The organism is Candidatus Jordarchaeum sp. (assembly GCF_052745115.1).
Map to the genome: position 1 here is coordinate 1 of NZ_JBRAKS010000076.1, position 13,423 is coordinate 13,423.

At 36.8% G+C, this 13,423-nt stretch carries 13 protein-coding genes and 1 pseudogene; 8 read left to right on the forward strand and 6 right to left on the reverse strand.

The window, feature by feature from the left end:
* Window positions 1-156 precede the first annotated feature (156 nt).
* The 3 genes from ACUVXA_RS07350 (at window position 157) to ACUVXA_RS07360 (ending at window position 2,321) form a co-directional block, all read left to right on the forward strand.
* Window positions 157-705 (forward strand): hypothetical protein, encoded by a 549-nt coding sequence (locus ACUVXA_RS07350; protein WP_445870600.1) that lies wholly within the window; start codon window positions 157-159, stop codon window positions 703-705.
* 235 nt (window positions 706-940) lie between these two features.
* The gene (locus ACUVXA_RS07355) at window positions 941-1,543 is read left to right on the forward strand and encodes a hypothetical protein (protein WP_445870601.1); all 603 of its coding nucleotides are present in this window, start codon (window positions 941-943) and stop codon (window positions 1,541-1,543) included.
* A 19-nt stretch (window positions 1,544-1,562) separates the two neighbouring features.
* Window positions 1,563-2,321, forward strand: coding sequence for a hypothetical protein (locus tag ACUVXA_RS07360; protein WP_445870602.1), 759 nt, complete (start codon window positions 1,563-1,565; stop codon window positions 2,319-2,321).
* Window positions 2,322-2,458: 137 nt separating this feature from the next.
* Here ACUVXA_RS07360 and ACUVXA_RS07365 read toward each other — a convergent pair whose 3' ends face one another.
* From ACUVXA_RS07365 to ACUVXA_RS07390, 6 genes are all read right to left on the reverse strand, one after another.
* The gene (locus tag ACUVXA_RS07365; RefSeq protein ID WP_445870603.1) at window positions 2,459-2,764 is read right to left on the reverse strand and encodes a DUF211 domain-containing protein; all 306 of its coding nucleotides are present in this window, start codon (window positions 2,762-2,764) and stop codon (window positions 2,459-2,461) included.
* Between the two features lie 166 nt (window positions 2,765-2,930).
* Window positions 2,931-3,218: a phospholipase D-like domain-containing protein gene (locus ACUVXA_RS07370; protein WP_445870610.1), complete on the reverse strand. Its 288-nt coding sequence runs from the start codon at window positions 3,216-3,218 to the stop codon at window positions 2,931-2,933.
* 79 nt (window positions 3,219-3,297) lie between these two features.
* Window positions 3,298-5,139, reverse strand: a complete 1,842-nt coding sequence (locus ACUVXA_RS07375) for a DUF2070 family protein (protein ID WP_445870604.1) — start codon at window positions 5,137-5,139, stop codon at window positions 3,298-3,300.
* Between the two features lie 740 nt (window positions 5,140-5,879).
* Window positions 5,880-6,083 carry a hypothetical protein gene (locus ACUVXA_RS07380; RefSeq protein WP_445870605.1) on the reverse strand — a complete coding sequence of 68 codons (204 nt, stop codon included), beginning with the start codon at window positions 6,081-6,083 and terminating at the stop codon, window positions 5,880-5,882.
* Between the two features lie 279 nt (window positions 6,084-6,362).
* Window positions 6,363-6,626 (reverse strand): transposase, encoded by a 264-nt coding sequence (locus ACUVXA_RS07385; protein WP_445870611.1) that lies wholly within the window; start codon window positions 6,624-6,626, stop codon window positions 6,363-6,365.
* A 236-nt stretch (window positions 6,627-6,862) separates the two neighbouring features.
* On the reverse strand, window positions 6,863-7,513 hold the full coding sequence (locus ACUVXA_RS07390; RefSeq protein ID WP_445870606.1) for a hypothetical protein: 651 nt from the start codon (window positions 7,511-7,513) through the stop codon (window positions 6,863-6,865).
* Between the two features lie 298 nt (window positions 7,514-7,811).
* Here ACUVXA_RS07390 and ACUVXA_RS07395 point away from each other — a divergent pair, with 298 nt between their 5' ends.
* From ACUVXA_RS07395 to ACUVXA_RS07415, 5 genes and pseudogenes are all read left to right on the forward strand, one after another.
* Entirely contained in the window at window positions 7,812-8,423 is a 612-nt protein-coding gene (locus ACUVXA_RS07395) for a 4Fe-4S binding protein (protein ID WP_445870607.1), read from the forward strand.
* A gap of 98 nt (window positions 8,424-8,521) precedes the next feature.
* Window positions 8,522-9,367 carry a radical SAM/SPASM domain-containing protein gene (locus ACUVXA_RS07400; protein ID WP_445870608.1) on the forward strand — a complete coding sequence of 282 codons (846 nt, stop codon included), beginning with the start codon at window positions 8,522-8,524 and terminating at the stop codon, window positions 9,365-9,367.
* A 251-nt stretch (window positions 9,368-9,618) separates the two neighbouring features.
* Window positions 9,619-11,511 carry a 4Fe-4S binding protein gene (locus ACUVXA_RS07405; RefSeq protein ID WP_445870612.1) on the forward strand — a complete coding sequence of 631 codons (1,893 nt, stop codon included), beginning with the start codon at window positions 9,619-9,621 and terminating at the stop codon, window positions 11,509-11,511.
* A gap of 89 nt (window positions 11,512-11,600) precedes the next feature.
* Window positions 11,601-11,957, forward strand: a pseudogene (locus ACUVXA_RS07410) (hydrogenase iron-sulfur subunit); the annotation flags it as partial.
* 115 nt (window positions 11,958-12,072) lie between these two features.
* On the forward strand, window positions 12,073-13,230 hold the full coding sequence (locus tag ACUVXA_RS07415; RefSeq protein ID WP_445870609.1) for a Coenzyme F420 hydrogenase/dehydrogenase, beta subunit C-terminal domain: 1,158 nt from the start codon (window positions 12,073-12,075) through the stop codon (window positions 13,228-13,230).
* Window positions 13,231-13,423: the final 193 nt, after the last annotated feature.

Here is a 13,423-nt window from a genome sequence, read left to right on the forward strand (position 1 = left end):
GACATCCTACCAATTAACAGCAAGGGGTGACAAATGTCCCTAACTTCTACACTTAGTGGAAACATAAATAAGTAAAAATCGTTTTAATTATTAGTATAATTTATGGGTTAAATTAATTTTTTACAAGCTTAAGGATTTAGATAGAGGTTATGTGAAATGGATGTTGAGGCTCTTGCAGACTTAAAAGCCTATTTAGAAGAAGAGATAGAAAAGAGAAAGGAAGAGCTAGAACGCTATAAGAGGTTTCTAGGCCTTGTTGATGAACTTTTAATGCAGGAGAGCTTTAAAACGGCGGCGGAAGTTGTTGAAGGGATGAAGAAAATAGAGGGAGAAGAAGAAGTTTTCCAAATAGTCTCCAAGGACGGTGTGTTGTTGGGTGAAATGAACATATATAAGGATATGATTTCAATTAAGCCAAACCCAGATTCTGAGTTTGATATTAGATCTCCTCCCTTTGCATCATTTTTCACTGGAAAAATTTTGTCCAATATGGTAACAGCTGATGAGGAACTAGTTAAGCAAGGAAAGCTCGACGAAAAAAAAGCTATTAGATTTAAAATAAAGGCTCCTGATGATATTCTTGAAGAAATCGTGATAAGGAATTATGGTGATAAAAATAGAGAAGAGGAAATAAAAAACACCATACGCTGGACCCTAGAAAAAATCTATCAACAGAAACAAAAACCGTCTAAAAAAAAGAAATAAATGTCTAAATCACAGTTAATTATTCAAAAATTAAGTAATAATGTAATAATTATTTGAGATTTTTGTAATAAATGTGATAAAGAAGTGATATAAAATTAGTAGAATTTGGTTATAGATTAGAAAATATTATATTTTCAAATTCCAATACAATTTAATATTTGAAATTCTTTCGAAAGATTTATGTTTAGTTACATCGAAATAGTTTGGTAAATGGATAACACAGGGGGTGCAAAATGTGGCTTACCGGGACGCATTTGAAAAAAAATTTTCCGAAGCTGACAGAGCCGAACACCTCCGTCTTATAAAGGAAGCTTATAAATATTATGTTAAAAATGATGTTCGAGACGCTTTGGCTTTTGGAGCTCTTTCCTTAATTAACAAGTATCTTCAGGTGGCTAAGCTACCTAAAGAAGAAGACGCCATGTTTATTGCAGCCTTATACCTGATAAGTAGACATCCCTTTTCTTTTGCAAATCATACCTCTAAACAGGAGTTCGCAGAACAGTTTGGAATCAAAGCCACATCACTAGACTGGTATTCCGAGAATATAACGGAAAAATTGGGACTCATAAGAATATACGATTACCGCCATTTTCCTTACTATATTGAACCGGAAGGAATCATAAACTCTGTAATATTATCAGTTGTACGTCTCACCGTTGAGGAGTTAATGGTAAGAACCCTTCTTGGTGTTGAAACATTCAACGAGGACGAAGCCATCGACGGGATAGTTGATAGATTAGTTGAAAGGTTAAAAATAGTACCCAACGTTTTCAAACAGGAGATACGCAGAATCGTCTCAGAATATATGAGTCAGGAAATAAAAAAATACATTTAAATTTATTAGAGGTACACAAGTGAAAACTCAGGAAAGCTTCCCGACTTTTAAATTGGAAGACGAAAAAATCCCGCGAATACTGCTGGGCACATCACCATTCCTAGGAGCCGGACAATTCGGTGTCAGAGCCTACCAGTATTATAAACAATTTTTTGAGAATCCTCAAAATATTACAGATTTAGTAATTGAGGCCATAAATATAGGAATAAGAGGAGTTCAGCTTGTAGCTTATCCAGAAATTGCTGAAGCTATTAGCCAGGCACAAATAGAAACGGGCGTAGAACTAATAATTGTGGGAAGTCTTCCTTTTGATAGACCAGAAGAGGGATTAGATTGTTTGAGTAATTTGCCCACTAAGGCAATTTTATTACACGGCGAAGAAACAGACAGATTAAATTTCGAAATATTGGAATTCTGGTTTAGAAAGATTAGAGATTTGGGATTTATACCAGGTGTTGCTACACATAGTCCTGATCGCACTCTCCCTAATTTGCTTGGAACTGGACTTGATTTCTCGGTTGTTTTGCTACCATTTAATGCGGCAGGATTCCTTATGGGAAACAAAGAAACTGTTTTTAAAGTGGTAGGGGAGAGCGGAAAATCTTTTATAGCTATGAAACCTTTAGCTGCTGGACGCCTCAAACCAAGAGAGGCTCTAGAGTACCTTTTTTCATATGAGTGCATAGATGCGGTAGCAGTTGGTGTAGCCACAGTCCAAGAGGTTAAGGAAACATTCTCAATAGCAAAAAAAATTCTGGGTAGAATGCCTTCTAGGTGAGTTTTCATTCAATCTGTTGTTCTATAAAAGTTTTAATAATTTTGCTTACATAAGATGTAATACTTAATAGGTATGTACTCCAACCATTCTTCTGTATGTGTTCGCTTTGCCGAAACGCAAATACTCGGCTTCTTAGCTTAGTAATGATTATCTTGGGCGGTTCTCACCTCTTCAACAACGGTGGTTCCCGCCACAACTTGGTCTACTGAGTGAATTACGGCCCCTAGGCTGTCAATTTTTTCCTTGATTTGATTGTAATTTAGATTGTTTCCCTCAACCGTTATTTTTACACTTTCGGTTTCAGCATCAACCTCGATAAGCGTAATATTAATCCCCATTACGCCATCCAGCTTTCCTAAAGTTTCGGCAAAATCGGGTAGAACTGGTTGGTGTGGTTTAAGAACATCAAGAACTAAACGTTTTAAGCCATAAATATTGCCCATTGTTAAAATGGCACCTCGTCCAAGTGCATTAAAATGTAATATACTATTTAAAAGTATTGGGAAAATAATCAAATTCTCATAACTAAATTTAGTTATGGATTGGGTATATAGTTTATTAATACATTTTTATATATTAATTTAAAAGTTATTTGTTTAGTTTTTATTGTTAAAAATTGAATATTTTTTTAAAACAAGATTTCTCCGCGCAGTCTTGGCAACTTTCACTCATATTTCTCCAGCGCTCTTCAAAGATTGTAGAATAATAATTCACAGTAAATTCATCATTAGTTATTTCGGTTATATCGCGTTTACCCGAAAAGCCACCACTGGTCAAATTGGCACGACCTCTCCACACCATTAAGCCATCCGCTACAATGAACTTAGAATGGGCAAAATTGCAGAATTTGATTCGTAAACTAGATTCGTTTAACAGTTTTTTTAAGGAATTACCCAGTTTCCAAGCTTTTTTATAACACCTTTCGAATTGGGCTCTCTAGTTATGTGGCAAATTTATCACTCGAAAAAGCTGTGTTTTAAACCACTAGTATTAGCCAAAGTAAGGCTAAGGAAACTCCGCTCACAAAAAAGGGTATAGTGATTTTTTTTAATGTGTTGGCCGTTTCTTCGATTCCTTCCAAAAACATATTTAGTTTTTTATCCGTCCAAATTTTTAAGTTATTGATATTAAAAATTTTTGCTCCAATTTCTACCTCTTCCAAGTCCTCTAGAGCCTTTTTTGTGTTCTTTAATATTTCTTCGATTAGATCATCATGGTTTATTGCTCTGCCCACGGGATAGTAGTCTGGTTGGTTCATTGAAGAGGCGTTCACAGTGTGTGTGTCTGTGGTTAGTACTTCGGCTTCATCAACTAGTTTTTCTTCTAAGAGGCGACTAATTATTTTGTTTCTAAGTCCTATGATCATATTGTTTCCATCGATTACTATAAGTGCAGTTCTCTGTCTCCATTTTTTTTCCTGGAACTTTTTTGAGGCTTTTAGCCTTTTTCCATCAGACCATGAAGCTTCAATAAGGTTAACCGTTATTCCTAATTCCCCCAACCCGTATTCTCGATAAAATTCAGGATATTTAGTTCTTGATACTCCGTATCTTATTTTATGGACGTTAATTGTTTTAGATAGTTCTTGGATAGATTTTTGGACAGCTTTTAAAAGATTTTCAGCAGCAGGAGTATCAGGCTCGATTAGGACTTCACGATCGAGAATACAGTTATGTGAATCAACAAGAAAAGCTTTATTATTTTTCAAGCTATGCTTTTCCATTTCTTTATGTGCCATCTCTAAGGCTGACAAGCCTACCTTCAAATTAATATCATCAGTTATCTCGAGGGCTCTGGTTGAAATTAAGATTATTATATTTCCTAAAATTGCAGAAAGTATTTTAACGTCCTTCTCATGGACTCTTATAAAAGGTGTAGTTAATGTGTTAAATTCGACCCTATCTAATTCTTTTATGATTTGATTAATTGCTCTTCGAGTTTCTTTTGTACTGCAAAGATTTTGTCCATGAGTGCATGCACCGTGTGTAACAGTAAGTATAGTGTTGTTTTTCTTCTCAATTTTTTGTGATAGGAGAATTGGGAGAGCGGATGAGCCTGTTTCCTTAAAAGGACCATAATGTATGAAGGAGGAAAAAATTATGCCTTTCAATTTTTGGTTATTTTTCGATCTGAATACTAAAAGTAAAGCAGGTAGATCTGCTTTCTCTCCAAACTTGTCTGTAATACTCTCTATTTTCTGTGGATCTCTGAGGATCCACTCTAGGAAAAAACCACGGATTAGTTCATAACCGCTCACACCTATTCTTCGTTTAACTGGTTTCTCAATCATGTAAAACGCAACAAAATTTGGTATTGTAAGAATAGCCGCTGCGATAGCAAAATACAGCAACCAAGGAATAAGAAAAATATTTTTGAAGTTACCCATAATTAGAGCGAAGGAGGTTATGCCAAAAATGGGAAGTATGCTTGAGAGTAGTATACTAAGAGGATTCCCAAAAGTGGAAATAGTGATCAAAATAACTAAACAAAGTGCGTAAATAAATGCTGCACCAAAAAGAGTAGCTATTATGAAAATTTCGGAAATACCAAAAAAAGCGGAGGTAAATGAGCCCAGAAAAAACAAAAATTCCCAAATGGCAACAAAAATCAAAGAAAAGGCAAGAGAACGAGATAACGAAAAAATGGGGCTTTTAATTTTTCCAACTGCGTAAAATAAAAGGGAAGAGATAAACATGGGAACAGCAAATACCAAAACACCAATTATAATCCCATAATATAGAATTTCGGTTAAATCACCTCTTGGAACATAGGAAAGCATGCCCATTATTAGGCTTAATAGCAATCCCATCAAAGCCATAGATTTGGCAGAAGGGGGATTAAAAGGATAGGTAAAAAGCCGGGTTGCTCTTTCACGTAATGTCCAATCCTTGGGCTTAATTACTGATAAATAACCAACTTCTGTTGTAGGTTGAGACAGAAGACCTCACCTTATCTTGATATATATCTTATAATATTCAAATTAACAATTATAAATATAATCTAACAAGAAAAATTGTCTACAGAAGTGTATAAGAAAATTTGAAGTAAAAATATCTGACGACCACTGATAAACAGTATTAATTTATCGATTTAAATGACTAAAACACAACTTATTTGAATATAATTCTATTCTCGTATTTTTATATGCGATTTTACAGGAATCTTTGGCGGGAAAGCCCCCGACTTTAGTCGCGGAGAGAGTCAACTATTAGAAATTTAAACTTCATCTCAAGTTTTGCGGTATTTAAGGTAGTAGGTCATTTCAGTATCACACTCACTACTTGCTCAATCGGCGTCCCGTTAGTGGCTATCTGGTAGACCCACTGGATGATGCTCTGTAGTAGGTCCATGAAAGTCTGCCGGTACTCCGCCCCGATGGTCTCAATCGGACTTAACCCTCTTATAGAGCCTACTCCTGCAAATCATGAGTTTGAGGAGACTGTACGCTAGGAACACGAGCAGCCAATGCCTCTTGGTGCCCTTTAAGTGATCTAAAGCTGACAGCCTCCCAAACTAAGGTTTTGTTTAGTATCCCTATAAAAGTTTTCTATGCGGAACCTAGAGGCTATAGCAGAAGACCACCCTACTGGCGTCCCAGTGAAGCCTGTTCGTAGCTAGGTAGACCGGTTCTCCCTCAAGATCCTTGTTGTCATAGCATACCACAATCCTAACCTGTCCCAGCTTGTTGACCTCCAGAGTCCGAATGCAGACCCAGTAGCTCTTGCCCAGAACCTCCACCTCCCGGAAATCCTTCCTCGGCAAAGTCTTCCCGAACTCTTTAACACTCGTCCTTTGGTTCTTGTGGTAGACTATACGGTTCGACTTCAGTCGTCCCACCCAGCTTTTCTCATAGGACTCTGTATTTCGCCAGCTTCCTGCAGAGGAACCAAGTGTCGAAGACTTGGGTTTCGACGGGGACCCCCAGCGTCTCACAGTAGTCCACAAGCTCCAGGGCTAAATCCACCTTTGTTCTAAAAGCCGTACTTCACCGCTTCTGGGCTCCCCTGTTTGAAGTACTGTCTGAAGTCTATCGGGTAGTCTTTATCCCGGTCGACGCAAGTGGCTTGTGACTAGGATCTGACCGTAGACGATGGAGTTTGAGTTGTGGTCCCAGAACTTTCCGGCTCCGGGAATCTCCTCACCAGTCTTGGGAAGAAGTGTGTCGTCTATGGCCACCACGCCGTTCCTGCGCCACCGCGTTTCCTTCATAGACTGGAGGAGTTCCAGTCTCCTCCGGTTCAGCTCCTCCTCGTCCCAATGGTGCTGGGTCAGGAACCGGTTGAGGGGTGCTCTGGTCTGCGGGATCGATGAGCCTTGAGGCTATGCTTCTCACTGTGGCTTTTCTTCCCGTGATTATTCCCGTTAGGTATTGTTGGAACCTCTTCGCTTGGTGGTAGGAGAAGTCGGGATGGAAGTAGAAGGCGAATTGCCTGACGACCTTGGGGTAATCGATAATCGGTATCATAAATGCTATAAGGCATAAGAGAAACTAATATCTTACTTATAAACCGCAAAACTTGAGCTTCATGTTAACTTTAATACTAGCCGAAATAGATGAAACTTTCATCAGGCAAATACATTTTTACTCTCTTGTAAATTTCATCGCGGTTTTCTATCTTGGTGTAACCTGCTTTTTTGAAGCGTTTTTCTATTTCAGGATGGAAAGCCGGTACTCCTTCGGAGGGCCATTTTTCGCATAGATAAGTCATAAAGTATAATTTCTTTTTTGGGCTGAAATTTGCATATAGAAAGGTTCTGTAGGGGTCGTCGAATAGTACTGCCATCTCTGTTACCATGTATTGCCCCCTATAAGTGTTATAAGGTTCAAGTGATTTTTGTTCTTCTCTAATTCTTTTGTTTTCTTCCTTTATTGATTTTATGAGCTCGTAGGCTTCATGTACATTTTTTAATTGGAAGACTAACTCCGCACGCTTATAAAGCTTTAAAGGAAATTGAGGTATCCAAACTCCATCAACCTCTTTTCCTCCAAAATGCTTACGCATAGGTGACTTTACTTTAATTTCTATTAACTTTACTTTGCTTGCCTGTTTTTCTATTATTTCCCCTAAAGATTCACCAAATACATACTCTAATTTCTGAGAAATGAAGCTAATCGAATCCTTATCTTCATCTATCAATTGCTTACTGTTAGTTGAATTTTTTGATCCTGCGGTGGGCGACTCATAACCCATCTAAACACCTCGTTCAAGAAAATTTTTATTATTGTATTAAATCCCCGAGTTATTACGGCTAAATAAGAGAATTTCTTCATATGATTTTTACACTATATATTATATTTTATAAATTGCTATTCTACAATTATAGTTTGTTTATAAAAAATTTCCGTTATTTTGTTAATAATTCGATAGTTTTAAAGGTATTATAATTTTATGTATCTTATAATTTTATAAACATAGTTAGGTGTTTGCTTTGCCCATCCCGGCTTTCTTAAGACAAATTGAGGCTGATAAAATTGTAATTGAATTAAGAATGTTAAAAAAACATCTTAAATTAACACTTGATCGCAATAAGTGTGTTGGGTGTGGAATATGTATGGCTATTTGTCCGATGGAAGCCATTGAACGTGGTCCGGTTGGAGCGTCTCGAAAGGGTTTAACAAAAGCTCCCACGGTGCTAATCGATCATAAAAAGTGTTCTTTCTGCGGTATATGTGAAATATTTTGCCCATTTGGATGTATTGAATTGACAATAGATGGCGAACATAAACTGATAATTCAGGAGAATAAGGCCCTCCCAAAAATTGAAAAAATTGAAGTGGATTGTGTAGAGACCGGAAATAAAGCTTACAAATTTTTTGAGGGGGAAATAATCATAAAGCCTGAAAACTGTCCTGGCGGATGTTCTACATGTATCCAGATTTGCCCAGTTGGAGCATTATCTATTCCAAAAAAACAAAGCTGGGAAAAATCGGCAAAAATTGAAGTTGATAAAGAAAAATGTATTCTCTGTGGAGCTTGTGTAAATAGTTGTCCAGCAAAAGATGTGATAGAAATAAAAAGAGAGAAGATTAATTTTTCTGGAGAACACACAGAAATTTGGCAAGAAATAATAGATAAGTTAAGAAAACCCCAAAAAATATAAAACAGTACTAACCATGCGAATTAACAAATTATCTTTAGACATACACCATTACTGGATTACTAGGGATTTATCAATAGATAAAAATACAGTGACGTTAAATGTTAAAAATTAGAGATAATCTATTCAAAATACTACATAGGATCATCATGAAAGTAATACCATTATTTGCTTTACCCTCCTTTATGAAAATCTTTTTCAAATTTAGAAATTTAATTACAGTTGGAAGTTTGGATTTTTTCTCGATTATTGAAATTGAAACGATCACAGAATGTAATCGAAAATGTGTTTATTGTCCAAATTACCAATATGATAGAGGCAAACACTTAATGAGTGAAAAATGTTATAAAAAAATTATTGACGAACTTGCAGGCATAGGTTTTAGAGGAAGAGTAAGCCCCCATTTTTATGGAGAACCACTTTTAGATAAACGATTACCAGATCTGATAAAGTATACGAGAAAAAAGCTACCCTATTCAAAAATAGTAATTTTTTCCAACGGAGACCCGTTAACAACAGAGTTATTCAACAAATTGATTAAATCAAGAGTAAATCTATTTTGCATTACTAAACATGGAAATTCAATGTCTAAGAATATGCGTCTGTTAATGGATTATTTAAAAGATAAACCTGATTTGATGGAGAAAATAGCGTATTTTAAAGTTAGACCTGAAACACCCCTTTTCAATAGAGGAGGTCTAGTAAATCCCCCAGTGGCGATAAAATTTGAGAGATGCAGAGCTCCTTCGGATGTAGTGGTTATCGATTGCAAAGGAAATGTGGTATTGTGTTGCAATGATTATTTCAGTTCAGTTGTTTTTGGAAATGTAGAAAAAGAGTCCTTAATTCAAATTTGGAACAAGCCTTTTTATAAAAAAGTTAGGAAAGATATTAGAAACGGAATATTTGAATTGGATATTTGTAAGAAATGCGTACAATTAAAGTAAATTAGTATAATGAAAATTTCAATTAAAAACCAGATATTTTAGATTAAGAGATCATTTAATGTGAGTACCATATAATCTCGTGTTCCCCGTGATGAAACATATCAAGTCTTAATCATTTTTTAAATTACGAAAAGATTATATTATGTTAAAAGATTTGTTCCTTGATAAAAATAGCAGTTCTAAGTGGAGGTGTTTGAAAAATTTCTGAAAAAAGTGATATTCACATAGGCGTTTTTGTCTGCGGCTGAGGCATCAATATAAGAGGCGTCATTGATGTTACAGCGTTAAAAGAATATGCTTCTACGCTTGAAAACGTTGTTGTAGCTGAGGAGTCAAACTCACTTTGTACGGAAGCAGGTGCTAAGCTTATCATAGAAAAAATAAATCAACACAGTCTTAACCGCGTAGTAGTTGCTTCTTGTACTCCTGTGACTCACGAATCAGTATTTAAATCAGTGCTAGAGGATGCAGGATTAAATCCGGGATTGCTGGAATTCGTAAACATACGGGAACAAGATGCTTATGTTCACAGGGATCAACCAGAAGAAGCGCTGGAAAAAGCTAAAGACCTTGTTAGAGCCGGAGTTGCCCGGGCAAACTTTATTGAAGAGATACCAATAAGAATAATACCAGTAGAAAGAAAATCACTAGTTATCGGAGGAGGAATCGCAGGAATACAGGCAGCTCTAGACCTAGCAAATGATGGCTTCGATGTGTTCCTCGTTGAAAATAACCCTAGTATAGGGGGGAAGATGGCACAATTAGACAGAACTTTCCCAACCGATGACTGTTCGATATGAATTCTAGGTCCCAAAATGCTAGAAGTAGCAAAAAACCCGAATATTAAACTACTAACTTATGCAGAAGTAGAGAAGATAGAGGGATACTTGGGTAACTTTAGGGTAATAATAAAGCAGAAACCTAGATACGTCATTAAGGAAAAATGCAGTGGCTGTGGTGCCTGCGAAGAGGTATGCCCAGTATTCAGGCCAAAAGAGTTCGATGAAAATATGGGAACTAGAAAAGCTATCTATATTCCTTTCCCACAAGCAGTACCCAAAATAGCTACAATCGACATGGAACACTGCACAAAGTGCCGCCTCTGCGAAAAAGCATGCGAATTCGAAGCAATAGATTGGAACCAAAAGGAAGAGAAAATAGAGGTAAGTGTAGGAACAATCGTAGTTGCAACCGGATATGACCAGTATAATCCAGAAGGAAAATTTGGTTACGGCAAATACGAGAATGTTATTACACAGCTTCAATTGGAGCGATTGCTAGCGCCTAATGGTCCTACTGATGGCCACTTGGTGAAAATATCAGATTTGAATGAGCCTGAAAGTATTGTCATGATCCAGTGTGTTGGCTCCCGGGATTTGAATTCCAATCAGTATTGTTCAGACGTGTGCTGCATGGTGGCTATAAAAAACGCAAAGCTAATAAAACAGGAATACCCAAACGTAGACGTAACAATCTGTTACATGGACATAAGGTGTGCAGGAAAGGCTTGGGAGGAGTATTATACAAGGGCTAGGGAATATAACATAAAATTCATCAGAGGAAACGTTGGCTCAGTTAGGGAGGATCCCGAAACAAAGAAATTGATTGTTAGGGTTGAAGACACTCTAAATAGTGAGATAAAAAGGATAGAAGCCGATCTAGTGGTTCTTTCGGTTGCAATGGTTCCATCCACAGACTCCGAAAAACTGGCAAGTGTTCTCCGCTTAGATAGAAGCCCTGATGGTTTCTATAAAGAGAGACACTCAGCGCTTAGCCCAATAGATACCAAGATTCCCGGAATTTATATTGCGGGAGCCGCACAGGGTCCTAAATCTGTGGCTGAAGCGGTCGCTCAAGCTAGGGGTGCTGCATCAGCAGCCGCGATACCTTTGATTAAGGGTAGGTATACATTAGAGCTAGTATCAGCTACAGTTGATAAAGATCGTTGTAACCTGTGCAAAATGTGCATAGAAGCTTGTCCAATGAATGCAATCACAACTAAGAATGGAGCCATTGAGATTAACGAGATAATCTGTAAGGGTTGTGGATCCTGTGCCTCAATGTGTCCTTCTAGAGCCATAACCGTAAGGTTTTATAGGCCAAAACAGTTTGAAGCGTACATCGATTCTCTGTTTGCAACTTAGTCGAGGTGTTTGTTATGAGCTTAAAGTCTGAGATTTTTACTCCCAAGATTGCTGCGTTCTTATGCATGAAGTGAGGATATGGAGCAGCGGATATGGCTGGAACAATTAGGTTTCAATATCCGCCATCAGTAAGAACAATTAGGGTGAGATGCTTAGGCGTCGTACATCCTGATTATATACTAAGAGCTTTGTGCAAGGGTGCAGATGGGGTGCTTCTAATAGGTTGACGACTGGGAGAATGTGACTACGAAACGGGTAATATATTTGCAACTAAACAGGTTGAATATCTAAAACAGGTATTACAAGCTATAGGATTAAGCGAGGAGCGACTGCAAATTTATTATTGCTCCTCAGCGGAAGGAGTACTGTTCACAGAAATAGTCAAAGAAGTGACAGAAAAAATTGCTAAACTAGGACCTAACCCAATTAGGGAAGTTAAAAGCTAAGTAGGATGAACCTCATTAGGTAAACCTTTGACTATGAGGTAACTACCCCCTGCAGGCAAGGGGAAGCTACAACTAATACACTTTCACATAAAAATACTAAATGGAAGCTTCTAATTTGAAGATAGGCGACTCTATAATAGCAAGCAGTAAAGATGAGAAATTATCTGCAACATATGGAGGAGGAACTATCCAAACAATTCTAAGAAAAACACTAGAAAATAAACTCGCAGAAAAAGTAGTATCTTTTCAAGAAAAAAAGGACAGGTACAGTCTGGTTCCAGTAATCATAGAACAACCAGATCAAATAAACTCCATACCTCTTTCTCAATTTAGTGCGTATTATCTTTCGGGACTCAATAGTGTACCGAAGTATATCCAGCAGAATCTGAAAAACGCTGAAAAAGTGGTTGTTATAGCAAAGCCATGCGATGTAAGAGCTATAGTTGAACTAGCAAAAAGAAAGCAAATAAATTTAGATAATTTGGTAATTTTAGGAGAGGAGTGCCAAGGCAAGATATCACCAAAAAAGGTTCAAAAAAATTTAGAGGAAGAGCAAGTGGATGCAAGTAAAGTAACTAATGAGATGATAGAAGGTAATAAGTATAATATTATTATTGAAGGTAGAAATAGGAGTTATATTTTTGGGGAAAAACTGGATTTAGAAGAAAGTTGTAAAAGATGTGGAGAAAGAGAACCCAATATTTCGGACATTTCATTCCAAGTTATTAAGGACAAAGATAAAACAAAAACATTAATAAACATAAACTCGGAAAAAGGGCTAAAAATTATTCAGTTAAGCTCATCAGAATTAAACCTAGAAGAGATTAATGAGGAAATATTAAATCGTGTAAATAGAAATATGGATTTATCGAGTTTGAAGGCGGAAAGGTATAAAGTCAAACAGTTTAAAAATTTTGATAAAAACTCTGAAGAAGAGAGATATAGCTATTTCAAAAACTTAATTGAGAATTGTAGAAAGTGTGGAAATTGCATCAGAGCATGCCCAATCTGTGTCTGCATAGATTGTACTGTAATTAAGCAGAGGAAAGAAATAGAACCTATTTTATATTTCTTACAACGAATGGGGCACATGGGTGAATCATGTATAAATTGTGGCAATTGTGATTCAGCATGCAACTTTTTAGATCCGGGACCAAGCCTATTATTCCATAGACTAAGTGAACTTTCAAAAAAAGCATTAGACTACGATCCTGGAAAAGATGTAAATGAACCAGCTCCAAGATCTGGAAGAAAAGTTATAAAAAAGAGCTAATCTCTTTTTAAAAAGCAGTTAGAAATCTATCTAGATGCAATGGGTCCCAATTTTATTTATCGATCAAAAATTGAAAAAAGAATACATATATTTTTTGAAGATTTTTCGGGCGTAAAAAGTCTTTTGTACACTTCGAGGTTTGGAATGGTCTCTTTCAACTTCATGAACACTTTCCGAGGCTGCGGTGACACGC